Genomic DNA, 24,657 nt, shown 5'->3' with positions numbered 1-24,657 from the left:
AGCAGGGGTTGTTCAATCCGGTCTCTAGGCGTGCATTGCCGGAGCGTCAACGCGTGCGGCGCTTTTTCCTTGCGATGCAGATTGTGCATTCCTACGTTCGAGTCCCGGTTGAAGGAGAAAAAATTGCCGACGCCGCATGAAGCCCTGATCTACCTGATGGTCATCACCTCGGCCTCCGATCGTGACATGACCGATGTCGAACTGGCCAGGATCGGCGACGTTGTCCGCTCCTGGCCGGTATTCGAGGATTTCAATCACGACCGGCTGGTCAGTGTCGCCCAGGCCTGCCAGAAGCGCCTGCACGAAAAGGATGGGCTGGAAGGCGTTCTGGCAGAAGTCGCCGAGGCCCTGCCCGAGCGCTTGCGCGACACTGCCTATGCCGCCGCCTTCGAGGTGGCCGCCGTCGATCTTGAAATGCGCATGGAGGAAGTGCGGGTGTTGCAGCTGATCCGGCGTGAGCTCGATCTCGACACGCTGACGGTGGCTGCGATCGGCCGCGCCGCCAAGGCGCGGCTGCGTACGCTCACCTGAATATCAGCAGCGTCCTAGCAAAATCTGACGGGGACCGGATCAGAAAAAACTGACCGGGAAATAGCGCAAATAAAATTCGGCGAACGTGCCTTTCATCGAAATCTCCTGCAGCGCGTAGTCGAGCGCGGCGGCCAGTGCCGGATCGTCAGCCCGGGTGGCGATGGCCATGCCCGAGCCCAGATATTCGGGCGCCAGGTAGGGACCGCCGGCAAAGCGGCAGCAGCTCGCCGCATCCGAGCCGCCCAGCCAGAAGGCCAGGCGCATGCCGTCGCCGAAGGCGGCGTCGAGCTTGCCGGTCTTGAGGTCGGCATAGAGGTCTTCCGGCCTGTCGAAGGGGACGATCTGAACGGTGTTGAAATAGTCGCGCAGCATGCGCTCATGCGCTGAGCCGGCGACCACGCCGACACGCTTGTCGCGCAATTTGGCAAAGATAGGTTCGGCCAGCGCCTTGCTCTTCGGCATGATGAATCGCGCCGGAAACTGTAGATAGGAGCGCGAGAAGGCATAGGTCGCGCGCGATTCCGGCGTTGCGGCGATGCCGGCGATGATCGCCTCGCCTTCACCCTTCTGCAGTGCGCCTTCCAGCTCGGCCCAGGGCAAGGCCTGGATCTGGCATTTCTCGACAATGCCAAGCTCGGCGCAGATGGCGCGTGCCAGATCGATATGGAACCCGGACAGCTTTCCCGAGCCATCGAGGAAATTGAAGGGCGGGAAATCCGTGGTCGTCAGGAATCTCAGCCGGGGCAGCGCCGAAAGGTCTGGCTTGGGCAGTCGCTCCTTGGCATCCCATAGAACCGGAACTTGAGGCGCCGCGGCGCGCGCGCCAACGGCGAACGACAGCAATCCGATCATCATCGCAAGGGCGAAGGACCTCCACTGGAACGCCAAGATAAAACTCCGCCACGGTCGTGCTCGCACCGGTTTTCGTATGAAAATGGGACAGGCACAATGGTTTTTGATTTTGAACACGCCGATTTCAGGATATGAATTAGCCGGTTTGCAAATCAGCTTTGGCCGCCTTGGTGGGAAGATCAGGGTCGAAGCCACAGAATAAGCATGCGGTTGCAATCCGTGGTCGGTGGCAAAGTGTAAATCAGGCACGCATCATCGGCTGCAATGCATGAGGCAACATGGGGTTGATGTTGCGATGAGTCAGTTCGATCGCACGCTGGAATTCATAGACCAACTGCAGCACGCCGCAACGGCGGCAGCAGTCTGCGAAACGCTGCTGGGTATAACGTCGGATTTCGGTCTCACCGCACTGATGGCGGGAACCGTCCCGCAGCCGGGCACGCCGGCCGGCCAGCAAAAGCAGCATGTGCTTCTCTGCGATTGGCCTGGCGAGTGGCTGGAGCGCTACGTCGCGCGCAACTATGTCGATCACGACCCGGTCGTCAGCCATATGAAACAGTTGCAGGCGCCCTTCCAGTGGCGCGACGCCTCGCAGAGCATTCAGATAAACAAGAGCAGCGGCGAGGTGATGGGCGATGCCGGTGCCTTCAAACTGCGCGATGGACTGGCCTTCCCGCTGATCACGCTCGACGGCCAGATCGTCATGGTGTCGCTGGGCGGCGAGGCCGTGGAATTGTCCGCTGCCGAGTTTGGCCAGGTGTCGCTGGTGTCGACCTACGCGGTTGGCCGCGCCATGCAACTCCACACCATGGCGAGCAAGACCGTCGATCATATCGTGCTGACGCCGCGCGAGCGCGAATGCCTGCAATGGGCCGCCGTCGGCAAGTCCGAATGGGAGATTTCGCAAATCCTCGGCATCTCCGAGCACACCTCGGAGAAACACCTTCTTAACGCCAAAAGCAAACTCGGTGCCGTCAACCGGGTCCAGGCCGTCGCGGAAGCGATAAGGCGCGGCTATATTAGCTAGGTCGGCCGTGCCGGCCTGGAAATTCTTGCCTACGCGATCACGCAATTTTCTCATCGAAGCACGGCCGTATCTTCCTCTGAACACAGGAGACGGCGGAAATGCTTTTTTCTCTTACAACCCAGGAATTGATGGAACGTCCCGAGCTTTGGGAGGCTGTTCATCGGCTGCGCTACAAGATATTCGTCGAAGAGATGGGGTGGGATGATCTTAGGCGCCCCGACGGACTCGAACGCGACCAGTTCGATCATGACGAGGCCGTCCATCAGATCGTCGTCAGAGGTAACGAAGTCGCAGGCTATCAAAGGATGTTGCCGACCACGCGGCCACATCTGTTGACCGAGGTTTTGACCGACCTTTCCGAGGGAACGCCGCCATCGGGCCCAAACATCTGGGAATTGACCCGCTATGCGGTGGCTCCCGGTTTCCGCGATGGCCGCCGCGGCGTTTCAACCGTCGGCACCGAATTGATCGCCGGCTTCGTCGAGTGGGGGCTGAAGCGCGGCGTCGACAAGGTGATCATCGAGTTCGAGCCGATGTGGGTGCTGCGTGCATTGCAACTGCATTTCCTGGCAACCCCGCTGGGCTATCAGCGCACCTATGGCAACCAGCAGGTCGTAGCCACCTTGCTGACCTTCAACGCGCACACGCTCGACGTGGTGCGTTCGCGCCGCAATCATTTTGCTCCGGTGCTGACCAGGGGATACCCCGACATGCTCGGGCAAAGGCGTGCGTCATGAGATCGGAGACAATCATGAGCACACATCCGCAACCTGAACTTCGCAACCACACGCTGGTGGTCACCGTGTCATCGAGTGACAGCCGGCCGGTGCTGGACAGGAGAGCCTATGAGAGCCTGGCAAAGACTTTCCATGAAGCCGCCGACAATGAGGAGGTGCGCGTCGTCGTACTGCGTGGCCTGGCAGGCTGCTTCTGTCTCGGCGGCGACTTCTCCGAATTCCTCGACGCCAGCAAACACCAGAAACTGATCGCCGCCGTCACCGATCTGTTCCGCACGCTGGCGACATTTCCAAAGCCCATCCTTGCCTGCGTCGACGGCGATGCCGTCGGGGTCGGCTGCACCATCCTGTTCCATTGCGACATGGTGATCGCGTCTGATGAAAGCACGTTCCGGGTGCCATTCGTCGATTTTGGCCTGGTGCCGGATGCGGCGACCAGCATTCTGGCGCCGCAGAAGCTTGGCTACGCCGGTGCTTTCCGCTTCTTCTGCCTCGGCGATACGCTTCGCGCCGCAGATGCCAGGGCGCTCGGCCTCGTCGCGGAGATCGTGCCGGGCGGCAGCGTCGAGGAAGCGGCGCTCGGCCGGGCAAGGCAGCTTGTCAAGAAGCCGGTCGCCGCCCTGCTGCAGACGCGCGGCCTGCTGAAGGGGAACACGCAGCTACTATGCGACCGTATCGACCAGGAGATTTCGCTTTTCCAGCAGGCGCTGCAGGACGACGCCACGCTGCGGCGATTGCAGCGCATCGCCCGGCTGGCGGCTTAGTGCATGTCGCTCAAAAGTGCCCCAGGTTTTGAGACAACGACGTGCATGGAAACAAAGATCTAAAGCGCGGCGCATGAATCCGCTTCGACGCGATGCGCTTTAAGAGAAACGAGCGAAAATCGCCGCGCGGCCTTGGCTGCGCGGCGCAAGGGCATCAGTCCTGTTTGCCCAGGAACGACGGCCCTTCGCCGATGATCTTCTTGTCCTCCTTGCCGATCACGTCGAGGTCGCGCCCGTCATAGGGCAGCGACATCAGAATGCGCCGCATGACCGCCAGCCGCGCGCGCCGCTTGTCATTGGCCCGCACGATGATCCATGGCGCGAACTCCTTGTGGGTGCGCTCGAACATGGTGTCGCGCACCTCGGTGTAATCGTCCCACTTGGTAATGCCGGCAACGTCGATCGGCGAAAACTTCCAGCTCTTCAGTGGGCTGAAGCGGCGATCGTGGAAGCGCTCGAGCTGCGTTTCCCGGCCGATGTTGAGCCAGAACTTGAAGAAGTGAATCCCCTCGTTGGAGATCATTCGCTCGAAATGCGGCGTCTCGTCGAGAAACTGCTCGTGCTGCTGCGGCGTGCAGAAACCCATCACCGGCTCGACGCCGGCGCGGTTGTACCAGGATCGATCGAAGGTGACGAATTCGCCAGATGTCGGGAAATGATCGACATAGCGCTGGAAGTACCATTGCCCCATCTCGGTCGGGGTAGGCTTGGTCAGCGCCACGTTGCGTGCCGTGCGCGGGTTGAGGTACTGGCGCACCACGAAGATCGTGCCGCCCTTGCCTGCGGCGTCGCGGCCCTCGAACAGCGCCATCACCCGTTTGCCGGTCGACTGCAGCCACGCCTGCGCCTTGACCAGCTCGATCTGCAACTTCTCGAGCGTCTCGTCATACTCCTCGCTCTTCATCTTCCTGTCGTAGGGATAGCCGCCGGCGGTCAGCTTGTTGTCCTCGACCCAGTCGGGAAGCGTGGGGTTTTCGATGTCGAACTCCCGTTCCTTACCATCGACCCTGATCTTCAGCGGCCCCGAAGTCGGTGCAGCTGAAACTTCCTTGGCTTTTTTCATCGAGACGAACCCTTTCCAGCTTCCGGACTCATGCTATTGGGAGTGCTGCAGCGCCGCGCCCGCCTTGGACGGGCAAAGGACGCTGTAGCACTTTTGATTTGCGCATGATCCTTTCAGAAAATCGATCTCCGATTTTGGGTCATGCGCTGGACCGGTCCAGCGGAAGGTTCCGTCGCCCTACAATCGGGGGCGAAGGCATGGGGTGCGGGCGCGCGAGAGATGGCTGACCTGGACGCAGAGCAGAGAAGCATCGCGCAAACCGTAGCCACCCGGCTGTGGAACAGCCGCTGGCTGCTTGCGGCCGGTGTCGTTGCGGTTGTCGCTGTTTATGCCTTGGCCGCGATTTCAGCCTATGTCGTCCTCGCGGCACTGCTGATGCTGCTTGCTGCGGCAATGCTGCCGGCCGCCGGCACGCGCCGGTCCACCGAGAGCGGCTCCGCCATCGAGGCCACCGGCTTGCAGCGGCTCTCCGGTGAATATCTGGCGGCCGCCGTCGCCGATCCGCTGATCATCTTCGACCGGACCGCCACCATCGTCCATGCCAATGCCGCCGCCTTCGCCGCCTTCGGCGGGATCGCGCCGGGCATGTCGCTGTCGTTGAAGTTCCGGGCGCCGGAAATGCAGGCTCTGCTGGATGGCGTGCTATCGGGTGATGTCGCCTCCGATGTCGTCGACTACAACGAGAAGCTGCCGGTCGAACGGGCTTACCGGGTGAGCGCATCCTCGGTCGGTCACGCCACTGATCTCTATGTGCTGGTGTTCAAAGACCAGAGCGAAACGCGCAGGATAGACCGCATGCGCGCCGACTTCATCGCCAACGCCAGCCACGAACTGCGCACGCCGCTCGCCTCCATCGCCGGCTTCATCGAAACGCTGCGCGGGCCGGCCCGCAACGACCCGGCGGCGCGCGATCAGTTCCTGCAGATCATGCAGAGCCAGACCGGTCGCATGGCGCGTCTGATCGACGACTTGTTGTCGTTGTCGCGGCTCGAAATGAAGCCTTATCTGAAGCCTGGAACCGAGGTCGATCTGCGCGAGACAGTCGACAGCGTCATCGATTCACTCGGACCGCTGGCCAAGGAAAACGGCGTTGCCATCGAGCGGGATTATGCCGATGGGCCGCTGGATGTACCCGGCGATCGCGACGAGCTCTTCCAGGTTTTCGAGAACCTCCTGGAAAACGCCTGCAAATACGGGCAGTCGGGCGGGCGCGTCACGGTGTCGATCGCGCACAGCGATGCCGGCTTGGAGCCCGGCATCGACGTGACCATCAGGGATTTTGGCCCCGGCATTCCCGAGGAGCACATTCCGCGCATCACCGAACGCTTCTATCGCGTCGATGTCGAGACCAGCCGGACCCAGAAGGGCACCGGCCTCGGCCTATCGATCGTCAAGCATATCCTGACGCGCCACAACGCCAGGCTTTCGATCAAGTCCGAGGTCGGCAAGGGCGCCGCCTTCACGGTTCATTTGCCGACGCATTGATATCGCCCTAGTTTTCGAGGGGACGGTTTCTTTTTTCTGTCATCCGGCTAGCGTATCAGCGGGGATTCGAGGAAACGACTCAAAAAGCACCCCGTGGGAAGGCATATTGCCATGCAGTCCGTGCACATCGTCAGCGCCTATGACGACGAGCTGAAATATCTGTCGAAGCGCATCGCTGCGATGGGCGGCCATGCCGAGCGCATGGTCGAGCAAGCGATCGCCGCGTTGGTCAATGCCGATCCTAGCCTGGCCGAGAAGGTTATCCGCGACGATGCCGTGCTGGATGAAGGGCAACGCGAAATCGACGATAAGGCGATCATCATCATTGCCAGGCGTCAGCCGATGGCGACGGATTTGCGCGAGATCGTCGGGACCATTCGCATCTCCGCCGACCTCGAACGGGTTGGCGACCTCGCCAAGAACGTCGCCAAGCGGGTGGTCGCCGTCACCGACGGACGCCAGCCGACCAGCCTGTTCCGCGGCCTTGAGGCCCTGGCCAACCTTGCGCTGGCCCAGCTCAAGGAAGTGCTCGATGTCTACGCATCGCGGTCCGTGGAGAAAATTGGCTTCGTTCGCGACCGCGACGACCAGATCGACGCTATGTACACGTCGCTGTTTCGTGAGTTGCTCACCTACATGATGGAAGACCCGCGCAACATCACGCCCTGCACGCATCTGCTGTTCTGCGCCAAGAACATCGAGCGTATCGGTGATCACGCCACCAACATCGCCGAGACCATCTACTATACCGTCACAGGCGAGCAGTTGCCGGCTGAGCGGCCCAAGGGCGACAAGACCGACAAGATAGGCCTTTCCGAGACGCTGCCGGGGAAGTGAACGGCCGCCTCTCGAACCGGCGCACGAATTAAGCTAAGCTTTCCGGGCTTTGCCTCTATCCTCGTCCGCGGATTTGCTTCGGGAGGTCGTGATGGAAAACGTTCGGAACCTGATCCCGGAGGCTGCGTCGGCTTCCGGCATTATCGCTTGCGGCGTCTACACGGCCGGACGCCGCATTGCCGACATTCCTATCGAGGAAGCCGGCGAATGGGCAAAGAAATCCGGTCATGTCGTCTGGATTGGCCTGCTCGAGCCCGACCGCAACCTGCTGCTGCGCGTCCAGGCGCAATTTCACCTGCATGAGCTGGCGATCGAGGATGCCGAGCACCCGCACCAGCGGCCGAAGATCGAGCAATATGGCGATGCCTTGTTCATCGTCGCCCGCACCGCGCAGCTGATCGACGGTCGGGTCACCTTCGGCGAGACCCATTTGTTCGTCGGCAGCGGCTATATTGTCAGCGTCAGGCACGGCCCCTCGACGTCCTATGCCGCCGTTCGTCAGCACTGGGAAAGCTGCCCGCATTCGCTGGCCAAGGGGGAGGATTTCGTCCTCTACGCCATTCTCGATTTCATCGTCGACAATTACATGCCGGTGCTCGAGCAGATCGAGGACGAGGTCGAAGTGATCGAGGACAGGGTTCTGCTGAAGCCGATGACCGGTCCCGACATCGAGCGGCTCTATATGCTGCGCCGCGACCTTTTGCGCCTTCGCAATGCAGCGCTGCCGCTGGTCGAAGTCTGCCGTCGGCTGACCAGTGCCGAGCTGCCGCAAATTCATACAGCCATGCACCCGCTGTTTCGCGACGTCACCGATCACATTCGCACTGTTCAGGAGAAGATCGACAGCCTGCGCGAGGTGCTGGCGTTCGCCTTCGAAGCCAGCCTGCTGGTCGGCCAGAGCCAGGAAACGGCGATCTCCAAGAAGCTCGCCTCCTGGGCAGCCATCCTGGCGGTGCCGACGGCATTCGCCGGCATCTACGGCATGAATTTCAGCGATATGCCGGAACTGAAGATGGAATACGGCTACCCGATGGTGCTGGCCACGATCGCGCTGATCTGCACGTTCCTCTACTGGCGATTTCGCAAGAATGGGTGGCTGTGAAAGAGAGCGAATAGAGAGCGAATTATAGCGAGTAGCGAATAGGGAGTAGGAAAAAACGGCTTGCTTCCTGTCACAGAAGCCAGCCGTTTCTATTCGCTATTCGCTATTCGCTATTCGCTATTCGCTATTCGCTATTCGCTATTCGCTATTCGCTATTCGCTATTCGCTATTCGCTCAGCGGCTCCGCCGCCGCTCCGATGCCGGCTGGAACGCCACGCGGGCGTGATACTTGCAGTAGGGACCGGTTTCGGCGGCCTCGTTGCCGCAGAAATGGAAGTCCTCCGAAAGCGGATCACCGTTCGGCCATTTGCAGGTCCGCTCGGTCAGCTCGACGAGTTGTAGATGCCGCGAGATCGGCAACACGACATTCTCGACCGGGCGGATGTAGTGGCGCGCCACTGGTTCGGCGTCGAACTGCGTCTGCAGGGCCGTCGCGCCGATCGACGTCGTGACGTGACGCACGGCAGTTGCTGCGCGCGACACCGATTTCTGAACGGTCGCCCCTTGCGTCGCCTTCTTTTGGCGTGCCGGGGTGGCGGTCGAACGGCCGCGGCCCGACAGCTTCAGCCGGTGCACCTTGCCGATGACCGCGTTGCGGCTGACCCCTCCAAGCTGCGCGGCAATCTGGCTTGCGCTCAGACCCTCCGACCACAATTTCCTGAGAAGTTCTACCCGCTCGTCAGTCCAGTTCATGAGACCGCGCTCCTGCTAAGCGTGCGGCAATCGGAATCCACTCCCGACCCGGCAACATTTACCGGGGCAGACACCACATATATCTGGTGATTAGGTCCGCCGCACGAAATCTAGTTATTTCTCAACTACAATTACCTTATGCGCTGACTCGGTGACAAGAGTCCCAAGTGCAACACGAATCGGTTTTTTCGGTTTTCCCCAACTTGCCCGGTCGCTTATGAGCTGGCGTCTCGTCGGAGGGCTTGCCGCGCGCCACTACGCGACGTTTTCGTTGACTTCATGGCCGAAAAACACGATAAGCCGCACAAGCCGCCGCTTTGGCGGCTTTTTTGATTTTCCGGTACCGGAGACGCATATAATGAGCGGTTCGGCGCTTTACGAGACCTTTGCTCGAGCACCCTTGGCCTTCGACCATGGGGAAGGCACTTGGCTGGTTACCGACAAGGGCGAGCGATATCTCGATTTCGCGGGCGGCATCGCCGTCAATTCGCTGGGCCACAGCCACCCGCATCTGGTCGCCGCACTCACCGCACAAGCAGCCAAGCTGTGGCATGTCTCCAACCTCTACGAGATTCCGGGGCAGAGCCGGCTGGGCGAGCGGCTGGTCGACGCCACCTTCGCCGACAAGGTGTTCTTCACCAATTCCGGCGCCGAGGCGCTCGAATGCGCGATCAAGACGGCGCGACGCTACCATTTCGTCAACGGACATCCCGAGCGCTTTCGCGTCATCACCTTCGAAGGCGCCTTCCACGGCCGCACCCTGGCGACCATCGCGGCGGGCGGTCAATACAAGTACCTCGAGGGTTTCGGACCCAAGGTCGAAGGCTTCGACCAGGTCGGCTTCGATGACATCGACGCCGCCGAAAAGGCGATCACGCCAGAGACGGCGGCGATCCTGATCGAACCGGTGCAGGGCGAGGGCGGCATCAGGCAGGTGCCGACGCAATCGCTGAAGCGGCTGCGGCAATTGGGCGAGCAGCACGGCCTGCTCTTGATCTTCGACGAGGTCCAGTGCGGCATTGGCCGTACCGGCAAGCTGTTCGCGCATGAATGGGCCGGTGTCACCCCCGATATCATGGCGATCGCCAAGGGCATTGGCGGTGGCTTCCCGATGGGCGCCTGCCTTGCAACCGACGAAGCGGCCGTCGGCATGACCGCAGGCGTGCATGGCACCACGTTCGGCGGCAATCCACTGGCCATGGCGGTAGGCAACGCCGTGCTCGACGTGGTGCTGGAAGAGGGCTTCCTCGAGGACGTCCAGCGAAAGGCGCTGCTGATGAAGCAGGGGCTCGCGTCGGTCGCCGACGAGTTTCCCGAGGTCATCGAGGACATCAGGGGTGCCGGGTTGATGCTTGGCCTCAAATGCGCCATGCCCAACACCAAGGTGAACATGGCATTGCGTGACCAGCACCTACTGGCGGTTCCGGCCGGTGACAACGTCATTCGCCTGTTGCCGCCGCTAACCGTCACCGACGCCGAGATTCACGACGCGCTCAACCGCATCCGCGCCGGCGCCAAGGGCCTGGCGGGGGCGGTCGCCGCCGCCGCCGCGAAGTAATCCCGGAACCATTGCTGATGTCAGTTCGCCATTTCACCGATCTTTCCGCTGTCTCCGAAGGCGATCTGCGCCTGATGCTGGACGATGCGGTGGTGCGAAAGGCCCGCCTCAAGGCTGGCGAGCGCACCAAGCCGCTCGAAGGCAAGGTGCTGGCGATGATCTTCGACAAGCCGTCGACGCGCACGCGTGTGTCCTTCGACGTCGGCATGCGCCAGCTTGGCGGCGAGACCATCATGCTGACGGGCACCGAGATGCAGCTCGGCCGTTCCGAGACCATCGCCGACACGGCCAAGGTGTTGTCGCGCTATGTCGACGCGATCATGATCCGCACCACGTCGCATGAGCGGCTGCTGGAGCTGACCGAGAACGCCACCGTTCCGGTGATCAACGGACTGACCGACGACACCCATCCCTGCCAGCTGATGGCCGATATCATGACCTTCGAGGAACATCGCGGTCCGGTCGCCGGCAAGACCATCGCCTGGACCGGCGACGGCAACAATGTGCTGCATTCGCTGCTCGAGGCCTCTGCGCGCTTCCGCTTCAACCTCAACGTCGCCGTCCCCGAGGGCAGTGAACCGGCACAAAAGCATATCGACTGGTCGCAGGCGCATGGCGGCAAGCTGCACTTCACCCGCTCGCCCGAGGAAGCCGTCGACCAGGCCGACTGCATCGTCACCGATTGCTGGGTGTCGATGGGTCAGGAGCATCGCGCCCGCGGCCACAACGTGTTCTCGCCCTACCAGGTCAATGCCAAGCTGATGGCCAGGGCCAAGCCGGACGCGCTGTTCATGCACTGCTTGCCGGCGCATCGCGGCGAGGAGGTGACCGACGAGGTCATCGACGGGCCGCACTCGGTGGTCTTCGACGAGGCGGAGAACCGGCTCCATGCCCAGAAGGCCGTGCTCGCCTGGTGCCTCGGCGCTTGATCTCTGGGAGCTTGATCTCCGGGCGCGTGATGCCTATTTGCGCCGCATCACGCAAATCAAGCGCGTCTCGACGCATGCTCCCGAGAGGGCGGCATGGCCGCGCCCTGGAGCTTTGTTATGTTGGAAACCTATCGAGTGACTGAACATCACCCCAAACTCGGCGAATTCGGCTACGCCGGCGACGATCATGTCGTGCCCTTCGAAGTCGGCCCGCTCGACGTGCGCGGCCGCACCGTCCAACTCGGGCCGATGCTCGATGCCATCCTCAGTCGCCACGATTATCCCGAGCCGGTCGCCCGGCTGCTGGCGGAGGCGTGCGTGCTGACGGTGCTGCTCGGCACCTCGCTCAAATTCGAGGGCAAGTTCATCCTGCAGACGCGCACCGACGGGCCTGTCGACATGCTGGTCGCGGATTTTTCCACGCCCTCGGCGCTGCGCGCCTATGCGCGTTTTGATGCCGACCGGCTGGAGGCGCTGGTCGCGGCGGGCGAAACGTCCCAGCAGACCCTGCTCGGCACGGGCGTGCTGGCGCTGACCATCGATCAGGGCGCCCACACGCAGCGCTATCAGGGTATCGTCCAACTCGACGGCGAGACGCTGGAAGATGCGGCGCGTACCTATTTCCGTCAGTCGGAGCAGATTCCGACCGATCTCAGGCTGTCGGTGGCCAAGCTCTTGACGCCCGGCCCGGGCGGCACCCGTGAGCAGTGGCGCGCCGGTGGCATCCTGGCGCAGTTCCTGCCGCAGTCGCCCGACCGCATGCGCGTGCCGGATCTGCCGGGCGGCGATGGCGATCCGCGCGAGGAGATCCACGATCCGGCCGACAATTCCTGGCAGGAGTTGCTGGCGCTGCTCGGCACCACCGAGCCGACCGAACTGATCGATCCGACGATCGGTGCCGAGCGGCTGCTCTACAGGTTGTTCCACGAGCATGGCGTGCGCGTTTTCGGCAGCGTTCCGGTCGCCGACCAGTGCTCGTGCTCCCGGGACAAGATCCGCGGCATCCTCGAAGGCTTTTCCGCCCAGGAGATCAAGGACAGCACCGAGGACGGCGGCATCCACGTCGCCTGCGAGTTCTGCTCGAAGCAATATGACTTCGACCCGGCGGAGTTTGCGGCGGCCCAGTAGAACACGCCTTGCCGGCCGCCTCGCGGCCGGTGAGGCAAATTAATTCACCGTCCGCCGCGTCCCCGGCAGGTCGAGTGAAAATGCGGGGATGGCGATGTCGAACGTCTCGCCCCGCTTGTTGCGCATCGTGTAGTGCCCGACCATGATGCCGGACGGTGTCGAGAGCGGGCAACCGGACGTGTATTGGTAGCTGTCGCCGGGATTGAGTTCGGGCTGGTCGCCGACGACGCCAGCGCCGCGTACCTCTTCGACCCGGCCAGTGCCATCGGTGATGTGCCAATAGCGCGACAACAGCTGGACGGAATCGTCCGACTGATTGTCGATGGTTATCTGATAGCCCCAGACATAGCGGTTCTCGGACGGATCCGAGCGATCCTCCATATAGAACGGCCTGACCTGCACTTCGATGTTGCGCGTGACGGCGCTGTACATAAGCGGCTCCAATACAATCCGGTAACTTTCGGCGCTCCGTGATGGCCGGTCAACGGTGCGCGTCCTATCGTCGCGGTCTGCAGGGCAGGTGCCGGCAAAGAATGTCATTTAAGTGACACGTGACGATGGTCAATGATGGTGTGTGCCGATCAATGCTGCGCGACTCGGGCGCTCCGTCGAACTGTTGAGATCTGTCGTCATGCCCCTAGATTGTTCTGGTGGGCGGCTTTCCTGGAGTTACCGGATCTCGATGGAACTCACTCTCGTAGTCGCCACGCTTTCAATTGCTCTCATCCTCTCAAATCTCGCCAGCATCGTGCTTGCGGCTTCGCGTCTGAAACGGCGCCGCGCTATGGCGCCGCCGGCCGGCAAGCCGCGGCCGGTGTCGATCGTCGTGCCGTCGCGTGGCGTTGAGCCGTTCACGCTCGAGACGCTGGAGCGCGCCTTCTCGCTCAACTGGCCGCGTTACGAGCTGATCTTCTGTGTTGCCCATGCCGACGATCCAGTGGTCAGGCTGATAAACAGGGCGATTGCCCGGTTTCCCAAGGTGCCGGCCCGGCTGCTGGTCGGCGACGACCGTATCAGCGCCAATCCGAAGCTCAACAATTGCGTCAAGGGCTGGGAAGCGGCGCGGCACGACTGGGTTGTCCTGGCCGATTCCAACGTGCTGATGCCGAGAGACTACGTCCAGCACCTGATGGCTGCATGGCGACCCAATACCGGCCTTGTCTGCTCGACGCCAATCGGCTCGCGACCGGCCGGCTTCTGGGCTGAAGTCGAATGCGCTTTCCTCAACACGCTGCAGGCGCGCTGGCAATATGCGGGCGAGGCGCTTGGCCTTGGCTTTGCCCAAGGCAAGAGCATGCTCTGGAACAAGCCGATCCTCGATGCCAATGGCGGCATTCGCGCGCTGGCCGCCGAGATCGCCGAGGACGCCGCCGCGACCAAGCTGGTCAATGGCCTCGGCCTGCGCGTCAATCTCGTCGCCGCGCCTTTCGAGCAGCCGCTCGGCCGGCGCACATTTGGCGAGATCTGGTCGCGCCAGGCCCGTTGGGCGCGCCTGCGCCGCGTCACCTTTCCGCTGTTCTTCGCGCCTGAAATCCTGACTGGCGCGGTGGTGCCGCTGGTGCTGGCGCTGATTGCGGCGGCAAGCGCCGGCATCAGCCCCTGGGCAACCGCCATTGCCGTGCTGGCCGCCTTCTATCTTCCCGAGTGCGTCCTCGCCCGGTCGAAGGGCTGGTACCTGTCGCCACGCCTGGTCGCAGCTATGGTAACGCGCGACCTGATCCTGCCGGCGATGTGGGCGCGCGGCTGGCTCGGCGGTGCCGTCGAGTGGCGCGGCAACGCGATGACCATCGGCACCAAGGCGGCCAAGCTGGAAGAGACGCCATCCGGCGCCTGAAAGGTAAAGGCTTGCTATTTGGCCTTCAGCGCCTGCGCGATATCCTCAAGCAGATCTTCGGTGTCTTCCAGGCCAACCGACAGTCTGAGCGTGCCCGGTCCGATGCCGAGTTCGGCGCGCGCCTCATCGCTCAGGTTCTTGTGAGTTGTCGTCGCCGGATGGGTGATCAGGCTCTTGGCATCGCCGAGATTGTTGGAGATCAGCACGATGTCGAGCGCGTTCTGCAAGGCGAAGGCCGCCTGCTTGCCGCCTTTGACATCCAGGCAGATCAGCGTCGAGCCGCCCGACATCTGCTTCTTTACGACATCAGCCTGCGGGTGGTCGGCGCGGCCGGGATAGATGACGCGGGCGATTTCCGGCCGCTCGGCCAGGAAATCCGCGATCTTGCCGGCGCTTTCCGTCTGCTGGCGCACGCGCAGCGGCAGCGTCTCCAGCCCCTTCAGCAGCGTCCAGGCGTTGAAGGGCGACAGGCTGGGCCCGGTGTGGCGGAAATAATCATGCAGGTTCTCGTCGATCCACTTCTTGTCCGACAGGATGACGCCGCCGAGACAGCGCCCCTGGCCGTCAATGTGCTTGGTCGCCGAATAGACGACGATGTGGGCGCCGAGTTGCAAGGGCTTCTGTTGCAAGGGTGTGGCAAAGACGTTGTCGACGACCAGCCTGGCGCCGATGGAATTGGCGAGCGAGGCAACCGCGGCGATATCGACCACTTCCAGCGTCGGGTTGGTCGGGCTCTCCAGAAAGAACAGCTTGGTGTTCGGCTTGACCGCCTTTTCCCAATTGGCGACGTCGGTGCCGTCGACCAGCGTCGCCTCGATGCCGTATCTTGGCGCCAGCGTCTCGACCACCCACCGGCAGGAGCCGAACAGTGCACGGGCCGCCACGATATGGTCGCCGGCCTTGGCGCTGCACAGAAGCGCTGCCGTTACCGCAGCCATACCGGAGGCGGTGGCGCGGGCGTCCTCGGCACCCTCGAGCGCGCACATGCGCCTTTCGAACATGTCGACGGTCGGATTGGCGTAGCGCGAATAGATGAAGCCCGGCTCCTCACCCTTGAAACGGGCTTCGGCGGCCTGCGCCGTTTCGTAGACGTAGCCCTGGGTGAGGTAAATCGCTTCCGACGTTTCGCCGAAACCGGAACGCAGCGTTCCGCTGTGAACGAGTGCCGTTTGAGGCTTCCAGTTGCGCTTGTTGGTGCTCATCGCTCTTCTTCCAGACACAAAAAAACCGGCCGCGAAAGTCGCAACCGGTCCATACGGCCTTGCGGCCCGACGGTCCTTTAGCGACTTGTTTAACGTGGCTGCAAGCCGACCGGCCAAATCACCACGGGATAACGACCCTTTAGACCCGCGCCACGCTTGCGTCAATTGCCGGCTTGATTAAGAGGTTTGTACCAGCGGCGTTGCAGCGGAGTCAGCTTTGCGGCAAACAGGCATTCTTCCCGATCAGGACATTTCGGCGCTCTTCCAGTCCGGCGCGCTGAAGTCGGCGCGTGCGCTCGATGCCGACCAGATCCAGCCGGCCAGTCTTGATCTCCGGCTCGGCGACAAGGCCTGGCGGGTGCGTGCCTCCTTCCTGCCGGGTCCCAACCACAAGGTTTCGGAAAAGCTCGACCGGCTGCAGCTGCACGAGATCGACCTGGCCGAGGGCGCGGTGCTGGAGACAGGCTGCGTCTATATCGTGCCCTTGCTTGAAAGCCTGGCATTGCCGGCGAACATTTCGGCTTCGGCCAATCCCAAGAGTTCGACCGGGCGGCTCGACATCTTCACCCGCGTCATGACCGATCGCGGCCACGAGTTCGACAAGATCGCCGCAGGCTATCACGGGCCGCTCTATCTGGAGGTCAGCCCGCGCACCTTCCCGATCGTCGCGCGCACCGGTTCGCGCCTGTCGCAGATACGCTTCCGCACCGGCAATGCGCTGCTGTCGGAAGCCGAACTGCACCAGTTGCATCGCGCGCAGATCTTGGTTGCCACCGAGCCGCCCAACATCTCCGGCGGCGGCATCGCGCTGTCGATCGACCTCAACGGTGATCAAAGCGGTCTGGTCGGCTACCGCGGCAAGCATCACACCGGTCTCGTCGATGTCGACAAGCGCGCTGCGCAGGAAGTCGTCGACTTCTGGGAGCCGATCCACAAGAGCGGCGCTGGCGAACTGGTGCTCGACCCCGATGAATTCTACATTCTTGTGAGCCAGGAAGCGGTGCATGTGCCACCGCTCTACGCCGCCGAGATGACGCCCTTCGATCCGCTGGTCGGCGAATTCCGCGTCCACTACGCCGGCTTCTTCGATCCGGGCTTCGGCCATTCGGCGTCCGGTGGCACCGGCAGCCGGGCGGTGCTGGAAGTGCGCAGCCACGAAGTGCCGTTCATCCTCGACCATGGCCAGATCGTCGGCCGGCTGGTCTACGAGCACATGCTGAAGCGGCCGCAGGCGCTCTATGGCACCGATCTCGGCTCCAACTACCAGGCGCAGGGTTTGAAGCTGTCCAAGCATTTCCGCCCCGCGCGCTGAGCCGATTACCCGCAGGCAAAATACTTGCCTGGGCTGCCTCGCCATGCTTGGCTGCCTTTCTGGTCGTCAAGCTGGCGGCGTTCAAGGGGAACCAAGAAAATGCAGATTTCGAAATGGATCATATCGGCAGCAGGCGCTGCCATGCTGGTGATGGCGGCTGGCTCTCTGTCGGTGCAGGCAGCTGAGAAAATCAAGATCGGCACCGAGGGCGCCTATCCGCCATTCAACACCATCACCTCGGATGGCAAAGTCGAAGGCTTCGATATCGACATCGCCAACGCGCTGTGTGCGCAGATGAAGGTCGAGTGCGAAATCGTCACCCAGGACTGGGATGGCATCATTCCAGCCCTGCAAGCGAAGAAGTTCGACGCCATTATCGCCTCGATGAGCATCACCGAGGAGCGCAAGAAGCAGGTCTCCTTCACCAACAAATACTACACGACACCGCTCGCCCTGGTGGCGCCGAAGGACAGCGACCTCACCTCGACCGAACCGGCGGCCCTTGCAGGCAAGACAGTCGGCGCCCAGGCCTCGACCACGCAGGCCGACTATGCCCAGAATACCTATGGCAAAGCGGGCGCCGAGGCCAAACTCTACCCGACCCAGGAAGAAGCGATCACCGACCTGACCAACGGCCGGCTTGACGCCGTGATCTCGGACAAGTTCGTGCTGATGGACTGGCTGAAGAAGGCAAGCGAGGGCTGCTGCAAGCTGGTCGGCGACGTCAAGGGCACGGAGACACAAGCCGGCATTGCCGTCCGCCTGGAAGACACGGCACTGCGCGACAAGCTCAATGCTGCCATCGACGCGATTGTCGCCGATGGCACCTACAAGAAGATCCAGGCCAAGTATTTCGACTTCGATATCTATTGAAGCAGCAATCTCCCCACTTGAGGGGGAGATGGCCGGCAGGCCAGAGGGGGTCGGCTCGACCGGATGCAACCTTCTTGCGACAGATGGAGGTTGGCGCTTTACGCGAGGCACCCCCCTCTGTCGCCTTTGGCGACATCTCCCCACGAGGGGGAGATCACCCTTTCAAAGCGCCTTTACCGCCACCTTCACCGGCTGTTCGATCTCGAGCGGATTGCGCAGCGGCAGGCCGAAATCACTGGCCTCGATCTCGAACACGTCGCCTGGCTCGGTCTTGATGCCGTCGGCGAAGGACAGTGTCGCCGTGCCGAACATGTGCACATGCACGTCGCCTGGTTGGCGGAAGGCGGCATATTTGAAGTGGTGATGTTCGAGATTGGCGATGGTGTGGGACATGTTCGCTTCGCCGGACAGGAACGGCTTTTCCCACAGCACCTCGGTGTCGCGCACGATGCGCGAGGTGCCGCGGATGTCAGACGGCAGGTCGCCGATCAGGATCTCAGGGCCGAACGAAGCGTTGCGCAGCTTGGAATGGGCGAGAAAGAGATAGTTCACGCGCTCGGTGACGTGGTCGGAAAACTCGTTCGACAGCGTGAAGCCAACGCGGAAGGGCGCGCCGTCATCGCCGATGACGTAGATGCCGGCCACCTCAGGCTCTTCGCCGGCGTCGTTGGCGAAGGCCGGTGACAGGAGCGCCGCGCCTGGCGCCACCGCCATCGTGCCGTTGCCCTTGTAGAACCATTCCGGCTGCACGCCGATCTGGCCTTTCGCGGGCTTGCCGCCGTCCAGCCCCATGCGGAACATCTTCATGGAATCGGTCAGCTGCTCCTCGCCGTCGGCGCTGAGCTTCTTGTGCATGGAATCGCGCGTCGCGGCCGAACCCAGATGCGTAAGCCCGGTGCCGGTCAGGTGCAGATGCGCCGGGTCTGGATGGTTGATCGGCGACAGCAGCCGGCCCTTCTTATAGGCGGCCTCGAGGTCGACCGTCTCGCCAAGCCCCTTGCGCTCGATCAGCGCGACGAGGCCGACGCCGGTGCGGGCGGCCTCCATCGCCAGCGAGTACACGCTGCGGGCGCCATTGATGATCCGGGTCTTGCCGCCGTTGCGGGCAACGACACGGATGGTCTCGGCGTCATCGAGAATCTGGGAGATCAGCATGATGGATCCTCTCTCATTTGTCTTGGCCCGGCTGCCATTTGGCAAACCTTAACCTGCGCGGCGCGGACCTCGCCGCGCCACGGGTTGAACTCTTCGTCCGGATTGCGCTCGCGGGCCTGGTCCTTGAGGGACTTCTTTCCGCCGGCAGGTTTACCGGCAGCGCCGCGATCGTATGCCTCCTGCTTGCCTCGCCTAAAACCTGTTCAAGCCTTGTTCTTGTTGTAGACGTCGAAGATCACGGCGCCGAGCAGCACCAGGCCTTTGACCACCTGCTGCCAGTCGACATTGACGCCCATGATCGACATGCCGTTGTTCATCACGCCCATGATGAAACCGCCGACAACCGCGCCGATGACCTGACCGACACCGCCCATCGCCGAGGCGCCGCCGATGAACACGGCCGCAATCACGTCGAGCTCGCTGCCGAGGCCGGCCGCCGGCACAGCTTGTCCCAGCCGCGCCGCTATGATCAGGCCGCCAAGCGCAGACAGCACGCCCATATTGACGAACACCATAAGCGTGAGCCGCTCTGTCTTGATACCCGACAGCTGCGCCGCCTTGGCGTTGCCGCCCATTGCATAGATGCGGCGGCCGATGGTCATGCGCTTGGTGACGAAGACGAACAGCGAGATCAGCACGCCCATGACGAGCAGCACCACCGGCAGGCCCCTGTAGCTGGCGAACTGGTAGACCAGGAACAGTGCCAGCGCGCTGCCAACCAGCGTCTTGATGACGAACAGGGGAAAGGGCTCGGCCTCATAGCCATGGCGTTCGCGTTTGCGTCGTGTGCTCAGCCCGAAATAGGCGTAGGCCAGCACAGCGATCAGGCCCAGCACGATCGTCGTCATGTGCAGCGTCAGTCCGCTGCCTATGATGGTCTTGCCGGCCGCGTTCACCGTCGGCGGGATAAGCGTCAGTGGCCCGATGACATCCGGGATAAAGCCGGAGCTGAGGGCCTTGAAGCCGTCGGGAAGCGGTCCCACCGAGGATCCGCCGCCCAGCAGCGCCTGGCAGATGCCGCGGAAGATCAGCATGCCGGCCAGCGTGACGATAAAGCTCGGTATTCGGTGATAGGCGATCCAGTAGCCTTGCGCCGCGCCGATCGCGCCACCCACGATGAGGCAGATGATCGACACCACCAGCGGATTGCTCAATGGGCCGAGCGGCCAGATGACCATCATCATCGCCGCCAGTGCGCCGATGAAGCCGGCGACGGAGCCGACGCTGAGATCGATGTGGCCGGAGACGATCACCAGCAGCATGCCCAGCGCCATCACGATGATGAACGAGTTCTGCTGCACCAGATTGCTGAGGTTCACAGGCTTGAACAGCGTTCCGGAGGTGGTGAACTGGAAGAACACCATGATGGCGATCAGCGCCAGTATCAGGCCATATTCGCGCAGGTTCGACGTCAGCGCCGAGACGGCGATACGGGGGCGCTGCTGCACGTCTTCGGCAACGCTGCTCTGCGGGGCGGGGGCGCTTTCTGTACTCATGCTGCTTTTCCTTCTCCCCGAACGATGGCGCGCATTATTTTTTCTTGGCTGGCGTCAACCGCGGGCATTTCGCCGACGATGCGGCCTTCGTTCATGACGTAGATGCGGTCGGTGATGCCGAGCAGTTCTGGCATTTCCGACGAGATGACCACGATCGCCTTACCTTCGGCGGCGAGGCGGGCGATGATCGTGTAGATTTCATATTTGGCGCCGACATCGATGCCGCGCGTCGGCTCGTCGAGAATCAGCACGTCCGGGTCGGCGAACAGCCATTTCGACAGGACCACCTTCTGCTGGTTGCCGCCGGACAGATTGCCGGTCATCTGATAGACGCTGGAAGCGCGGATATTGGTCTTCCCGCGATAGTCGTTGGCGACGGAGAGCTCGCCCAGGTCATCGATCACGCCATGGCGCGACACGCCGCCGAGATTGGCCAGAGTGATGTTGTGCTTGATATGGTCGATGAGGTTGAGACCGTAGGTCTTGCGGTCCTCGGTGACGTAGGCAATGCCGTGTTCGACTGCCCTGCTCACCGAGGAAACATCGATCGGCTTGCCCTTGAGCAGCACTTCGCCGGTGATATGGCGGCCATAGGAGCGGCCGAACAAGCTCATCGCGAATTCAGTGCGGCCGGCGCCCATCAATCCGGCAATGCCTACCACTTCGCCCTTGCGCACATTGATGTCGATGCCCTTGATCACCTGCCGGTCGGCGTGGAGCGGATGATAGACCGACCAGTTTTTCACTTCGAACACGACCTCGCCGATGTCAGGCTCGCGCGGCGGATAGCGGTCGTCGAGCGAGCGGCCGACCATCGAGGTGATGATGCGGTCTTCCGAGATGTCCTTCTTGGCCAGCGTCTCGATGGTACGCCCGTCGCGGATGACGGTGACCTTGTCGGCCACCCGGTTCACCTCGTTGAGCTTGTGCGAGATCAGGATCGAGGTCATGCCTTGCCGTTTGAATTCGAGCAGAAGGTCAAGCAGCGCCTGGCTATCCTTTTCGCTGAGCGATGCCGTCGGCTCGTCGAGGATCAGCAGCTTGACTTCCTTGCTCAGCGCCTTGGCGATCTCGACCAGCTGCTGCTTGCCGACACCGATATTGGTGATCAGCGTCTTGGGGTCCTCCTTGAGGCCCACTTTCTTCAACAGGGCGCTGGTGCGCGCCTCGTTGGCATTCCAGTCGATGACGCCGTATCTGGCGTGCTCGTTGCCGAGGAAAATGTTTTCGGCGATCGACAGCATCGGCACCAGGGCAAGCTCCTGGTGGATGATGACGATGCCCTTGTGTTCACTGTCGTGGATGCCTTTGAAGTGGCATTCCTGGGCGTTGAAGATGATCTGGCCGTCATAGGTGCCTGTGGGATAGACGCCCGACAGCACCTTCATCAGCGTCGACTTGCCGGCGCCGTTCTCGCCGACCACGGCGTGGATTTCGCCTTCCTCGACGCTGAGGTTGACATTCGACAACGCCTTCACGCCGGGGAACGTCTTGGTGATGTCGCGCATCTCCAAAATCGTCGAGACCATGGGGACTACCGCTCCTTGAGAGGTCGGCAAACACTGCCGGCGAGGTCGGTGAACAATACCGGGCTCGCTGGTTAACGAAAAGGGGCCCTACGTTGCGCAGGACCCCTGACTTTGTAACCGGGGTTACTTCAGTTCGTCGGCCTTGATGTAGCCGGAGTCGACGACCAGTGCCTGGTAGTTCGACTTGTCGACGTCATGTGGCGTCAAGAGGATCGAGGGGACGACCTTGACGTCGTTGTTGTAGGTCTTTTCATCAAGCCCGTCCGGCTTGCCGCCCGAGAGCACCTTGTCGACGAGCTGGACGGTCGCCTTGGCCAGTTCACGGGTGTCCTTGAACACGGTCGAGTACTGCTCGCCCGAGATGATCAGCTTGACCGAGGCGGTCTCGGCATCCTGGCCGGTCACAACAGGCCAGGGCTGTGCGTCCGTGCCGTAGCCGACGGCGCGCAACGAGGCGGTGATGCCGCGCGACAGGCCGTCATAGGGCGACAGAACGCCATCGACGCGGCTGCCATCCGAATAGTTGGCCGACAGCAGATTGTCCATGCGCGCCTGGGCAGTGGCGGCGAGCCAGCGCAGCGTGCCGACCTTGTCCATGCCGGTCTGGCCGGACTTGATCTTGATCGAACCGTCGTCGATCAGCGGCTGCAGGACGGATATCGCACCGTTGTAGAAGAAGAAGGCATTGTTATCGTCCGGCGAGCCGCCGAACAGTTCGACGTTCCACGGCTTGGTGTTCGGGAAACGCTCCTTGAGGCCCTTGACCAGCGAATTCGCCTGGATGACGCCGACGCCGAAATTGTCGAAGGTGGTGTAGTAGTCGACATTGCCGGTCTTCTTGATCAGGCGGTCGTAAGCAACGACGACGACGCCCGCATCAGCGGCCTTCTGCAGCGCATCCGACAGGGTGGTGCCGTCGATCGAGGCGATGATCAGCGCCTTCGGCCCCTTGGTGATCTCGTTTTCCAACTGGCTGAGCTGGTTGGGGATATCGTCCTGTGCGTACTGCAGGTCGACAGTGTAGCCGAGAGCCTCGAGCTGGGACTTGACGGCGTCGCCGTCATTGATCCAGCGCTGCGAGGTCTTGGTCGGCATCAGCACGCCGACAAGACCTTTATCGGCTGCATGCGCCGAGTAGGTCATGGCAGCGATGCCAAGGGCCGCGACGGCGGCCAGTGTCTTGATGATTTTCACTATAACTCTCCCTGGTTGATGGACGCGGCACCCCGGGGGTCGCGGGCCGCGCAATCGTGCAGAAGTGCCAAAGCACTGCTGCCGTCATATGGATCTCCGGTATCCTCCCATGGCCCCGAGGCGCTGATTTCAATCGATACGATTTTTCTCGTCATCGACCGTCACGTCTCGGAACGCGCGAAGGGTGTGATCCTTTGCCATAACTGTCAAATGCGATCTTTGATGGTTGCTATATCACATTTGGTATGCACTAAGAGGCGAGATCGACCGGCGCGTTCTCCGGCGACGGTAAGGGCAAGTAGGGGAAACGCAATGCCTGCGCTGCGGAATTCTGGTTCAGGTTCAAACCGTTACAAAGAAAAACCGGGCGATGGCGAAACCCTTCTGCGCAGCGGTCTCAGTCTACGTCACATGCGAATGATCGTCGCGCTCGACGACCATGGCCGGGTCAGCGCGGCGGCCCAGGTGATGAACATTTCGCAGCCGGCGGCCTCGCGCATGATCGGCGAGATGGAGGCGGTGCTGGAGGTCAAGTTGTGCGAGAGACTGCCGCGCGGCATAACTTTGACGCCCTACGGCAAAGCTTTGGCCAGGCGCGCGCGGTCGATCCTGCTGGAGATGCGCGAGGTGGATCGTGAGATTTCCGAGCTCAAGGCGGGCAAAGGAGGGGCGGTGTTCCTAGGTGCCGTTACGGCGCCGGCGATCGAACTGGCGGTGCCGGCAATCCGCGAAATCCGCCGCATCTATCCGCGCATCGAGATCACCATGCAGGTCGAAACCTCCAACGTGCTGGCGCGCGAGCTGATCGCCACGCGCCATGATTTCATCATCGCGCGCATCCCCGATGATCTCAACCCGCGGCTGTTCGAGTCGCGCGTCATCGGCGTCGAGAAGGCTTGCCTGATCGTGCGCCGCGGCCATCCGCTCACCAAGGGCGAGCCGGTGCGGCTGGAAGACACCGCCGCCTATGATTGGGTTTTCCAGTCGGGCGGCTCGCCCTTGCGCCAAGCGATGGAGAGCAATTTCCTCAACCGCAACATCGCCTTGCCGGATCGCATCCTCAACACCAGCTCGCTGCTCTTGACCCTGGTCATGGTTGCGCAGTCCGATGCCATTGCGCCGGTATCGATCCAGGTGGCGAAGTTCATCCAGAATCCCGACGGGCTGGCCGGCGCCATCGATGTCGTCCAGACGGAATTCGACATTGAGGTCAGGCCCTACAGTCTGATCACTGTGAGGAACCGCGCGCTGTCGCCAGCCGCCAAGATGCTGCATGATTTCATTCTGAGAGAGGTGGGATGACAGCAGCTGGAGCGGGTAGCGGGAATCGAACCCGCGCGTTCAGCTTGGGAAGCT

General features: G+C 62.2%; 23 protein-coding genes and 1 riboswitch. Of the genes, 14 read left to right on the top strand and 9 right to left on the bottom strand.

Annotation, left to right across the window (positions count from 1 at the left end):
- Nucleotides 1-123 precede the first annotated feature (123 nt).
- Complete coding sequence (locus tag NKJ01_RS06740) at nt 124-531, top strand: tellurite resistance TerB family protein (RefSeq protein WP_023758057.1); 408 nt, start codon at nt 124-126, stop codon at nt 529-531.
- A 39-nt stretch (nt 532-570) separates the two neighbouring features.
- Here the strand turns inward: NKJ01_RS06740 and NKJ01_RS06735 are convergent, their stop codons facing one another.
- Nucleotides 571-1,383: an ABC transporter substrate-binding protein gene (locus NKJ01_RS06735; protein ID WP_502905861.1), complete on the bottom strand. Its 813-nt coding sequence runs from the start codon at nt 1,381-1,383 to the stop codon at nt 571-573.
- A gap of 295 nt (nt 1,384-1,678) precedes the next feature.
- On the opposite strand from NKJ01_RS06735, the gene NKJ01_RS06730 reads away from it, so the two are divergent.
- From NKJ01_RS06730 to NKJ01_RS06720, 3 genes are all read left to right on the top strand, one after another.
- The gene (locus tag NKJ01_RS06730) at nt 1,679-2,410 is read left to right on the top strand and encodes a helix-turn-helix transcriptional regulator (protein ID WP_352726976.1); all 732 of its coding nucleotides are present in this window, start codon (nt 1,679-1,681) and stop codon (nt 2,408-2,410) included.
- A gap of 98 nt (nt 2,411-2,508) precedes the next feature.
- Nucleotides 2,509-3,147 (top strand): acyl-homoserine-lactone synthase, encoded by a 639-nt coding sequence (locus NKJ01_RS06725; RefSeq protein ID WP_352601343.1) that lies wholly within the window; start codon nt 2,509-2,511, stop codon nt 3,145-3,147.
- A 14-nt stretch (nt 3,148-3,161) separates the two neighbouring features.
- Complete coding sequence (locus NKJ01_RS06720; RefSeq protein ID WP_352726974.1) at nt 3,162-3,911, top strand: enoyl-CoA hydratase-related protein; 750 nt, start codon at nt 3,162-3,164, stop codon at nt 3,909-3,911.
- A gap of 154 nt (nt 3,912-4,065) precedes the next feature.
- Here NKJ01_RS06720 and ppk2 read toward each other — a convergent pair whose 3' ends face one another.
- On the bottom strand, nt 4,066-4,974 hold the full coding sequence (gene ppk2 / locus NKJ01_RS06715) for a polyphosphate kinase 2 (protein WP_352726972.1): 909 nt from the start codon (nt 4,972-4,974) through the stop codon (nt 4,066-4,068).
- A gap of 219 nt (nt 4,975-5,193) precedes the next feature.
- Here ppk2 and NKJ01_RS06710 point away from each other — a divergent pair, with 219 nt between their 5' ends.
- The 3 genes from NKJ01_RS06710 to NKJ01_RS06700 all read left to right on the top strand — a co-directional run bounded on the left by NKJ01_RS06710 (nt 5,194) and on the right by NKJ01_RS06700 (nt 8,398).
- Nucleotides 5,194-6,459, top strand: coding sequence for an ATP-binding protein (locus NKJ01_RS06710; protein ID WP_352726970.1), 1,266 nt, complete (start codon nt 5,194-5,196; stop codon nt 6,457-6,459).
- A gap of 111 nt (nt 6,460-6,570) precedes the next feature.
- Entirely contained in the window at nt 6,571-7,296 is a 726-nt protein-coding gene (phoU, locus tag NKJ01_RS06705) for a phosphate signaling complex protein PhoU (protein ID WP_023758050.1), read from the top strand.
- 91 nt (nt 7,297-7,387) lie between these two features.
- On the top strand, nt 7,388-8,398 hold the full coding sequence (locus NKJ01_RS06700; RefSeq protein ID WP_023758049.1) for a magnesium and cobalt transport protein CorA: 1,011 nt from the start codon (nt 7,388-7,390) through the stop codon (nt 8,396-8,398).
- Between the two features lie 174 nt (nt 8,399-8,572).
- Here NKJ01_RS06700 and NKJ01_RS06695 read toward each other — a convergent pair whose 3' ends face one another.
- The gene (locus NKJ01_RS06695; RefSeq protein WP_023758048.1) at nt 8,573-9,091 is read right to left on the bottom strand and encodes a GcrA family cell cycle regulator; all 519 of its coding nucleotides are present in this window, start codon (nt 9,089-9,091) and stop codon (nt 8,573-8,575) included.
- Between the two features lie 358 nt (nt 9,092-9,449).
- Here NKJ01_RS06695 and NKJ01_RS06690 point away from each other — a divergent pair, with 358 nt between their 5' ends.
- The 3 genes from NKJ01_RS06690 to NKJ01_RS06680 all read left to right on the top strand — a co-directional run bounded on the left by NKJ01_RS06690 (nt 9,450) and on the right by NKJ01_RS06680 (nt 12,706).
- On the top strand, nt 9,450-10,649 hold the full coding sequence (locus tag NKJ01_RS06690; protein WP_352726968.1) for an aspartate aminotransferase family protein: 1,200 nt from the start codon (nt 9,450-9,452) through the stop codon (nt 10,647-10,649).
- 17 nt (nt 10,650-10,666) lie between these two features.
- Entirely contained in the window at nt 10,667-11,578 is a 912-nt protein-coding gene (argF, locus tag NKJ01_RS06685; RefSeq protein ID WP_031259776.1) for an ornithine carbamoyltransferase, read from the top strand.
- Nucleotides 11,579-11,671: 93 nt separating this feature from the next.
- Nucleotides 11,672-12,706: an Hsp33 family molecular chaperone gene (locus NKJ01_RS06680; RefSeq protein ID WP_352726966.1), complete on the top strand. Its 1,035-nt coding sequence runs from the start codon at nt 11,672-11,674 to the stop codon at nt 12,704-12,706.
- A gap of 39 nt (nt 12,707-12,745) precedes the next feature.
- Here the strand turns inward: NKJ01_RS06680 and apaG are convergent, their stop codons facing one another.
- A complete protein-coding gene (apaG, locus tag NKJ01_RS06675; RefSeq protein ID WP_352726964.1) occupies nt 12,746-13,138 on the bottom strand; it encodes a Co2+/Mg2+ efflux facilitator ApaG/CorD in 393 nt (130 codons plus the stop codon).
- Between the two features lie 250 nt (nt 13,139-13,388).
- Here apaG and NKJ01_RS06670 point away from each other — a divergent pair, with 250 nt between their 5' ends.
- Nucleotides 13,389-14,540, top strand: coding sequence for a ceramide glucosyltransferase (locus NKJ01_RS06670; protein WP_352726962.1), 1,152 nt, complete (start codon nt 13,389-13,391; stop codon nt 14,538-14,540).
- A gap of 14 nt (nt 14,541-14,554) precedes the next feature.
- On the opposite strand, the gene NKJ01_RS06665 is transcribed toward NKJ01_RS06670, so the two are convergent.
- Entirely contained in the window at nt 14,555-15,742 is a 1,188-nt protein-coding gene (locus NKJ01_RS06665) for an O-succinylhomoserine sulfhydrylase (protein ID WP_352726960.1), read from the bottom strand.
- Nucleotides 15,743-15,799: 57 nt separating this feature from the next.
- Nucleotides 15,800-15,877: riboswitch (SAM riboswitch) on the bottom strand.
- Between the two features lie 82 nt (nt 15,878-15,959).
- Between NKJ01_RS06665 and NKJ01_RS06660 the strand changes: the two genes are divergently transcribed.
- Together NKJ01_RS06660 and NKJ01_RS06655 are read left to right on the top strand one after the other, a co-directional pair.
- Entirely contained in the window at nt 15,960-17,054 is a 1,095-nt protein-coding gene (locus NKJ01_RS06660; protein WP_352726958.1) for a 2'-deoxycytidine 5'-triphosphate deaminase, read from the top strand.
- 99 nt (nt 17,055-17,153) lie between these two features.
- Nucleotides 17,154-17,927, top strand: a complete 774-nt coding sequence (locus tag NKJ01_RS06655) for an ABC transporter substrate-binding protein (RefSeq protein WP_352601326.1) — start codon at nt 17,154-17,156, stop codon at nt 17,925-17,927.
- A gap of 162 nt (nt 17,928-18,089) precedes the next feature.
- Here NKJ01_RS06655 and araD1 read toward each other — a convergent pair whose 3' ends face one another.
- From araD1 to chvE, 4 genes are all read right to left on the bottom strand, one after another.
- On the bottom strand, nt 18,090-19,082 hold the full coding sequence (araD1, locus tag NKJ01_RS06650) for an AraD1 family protein (RefSeq protein WP_352726956.1): 993 nt from the start codon (nt 19,080-19,082) through the stop codon (nt 18,090-18,092).
- 203 nt (nt 19,083-19,285) lie between these two features.
- Complete coding sequence (mmsB, locus tag NKJ01_RS06645) at nt 19,286-20,578, bottom strand: multiple monosaccharide ABC transporter permease (RefSeq protein WP_352726954.1); 1,293 nt, start codon at nt 20,576-20,578, stop codon at nt 19,286-19,288.
- On the bottom strand, nt 20,575-22,107 hold the full coding sequence (gene mmsA / locus NKJ01_RS06640) for a multiple monosaccharide ABC transporter ATP-binding protein (protein WP_352726952.1): 1,533 nt from the start codon (nt 22,105-22,107) through the stop codon (nt 20,575-20,577). The genes mmsB and mmsA overlap by 4 nt, the downstream gene beginning before the upstream one ends.
- A gap of 123 nt (nt 22,108-22,230) precedes the next feature.
- Nucleotides 22,231-23,301: a multiple monosaccharide ABC transporter substrate-binding protein gene (gene chvE, locus NKJ01_RS06635; protein ID WP_352601320.1), complete on the bottom strand. Its 1,071-nt coding sequence runs from the start codon at nt 23,299-23,301 to the stop codon at nt 22,231-22,233.
- A gap of 312 nt (nt 23,302-23,613) precedes the next feature.
- Between chvE and NKJ01_RS06630 the strand changes: the two genes are divergently transcribed.
- Nucleotides 23,614-24,603, top strand: coding sequence for a LysR family transcriptional regulator (locus tag NKJ01_RS06630; RefSeq protein ID WP_352601318.1), 990 nt, complete (start codon nt 23,614-23,616; stop codon nt 24,601-24,603).
- Nucleotides 24,604-24,657: the final 54 nt, after the last annotated feature.

Origin of the sequence: Mesorhizobium sp. M0276, from assembly GCF_040321755.1 — a bacterium.
Classification (GTDB): Bacteria; Pseudomonadota; Alphaproteobacteria; order Rhizobiales; family Rhizobiaceae; genus Mesorhizobium.
This window is presented reverse-complemented; position numbering and strand designations above follow the sequence as displayed.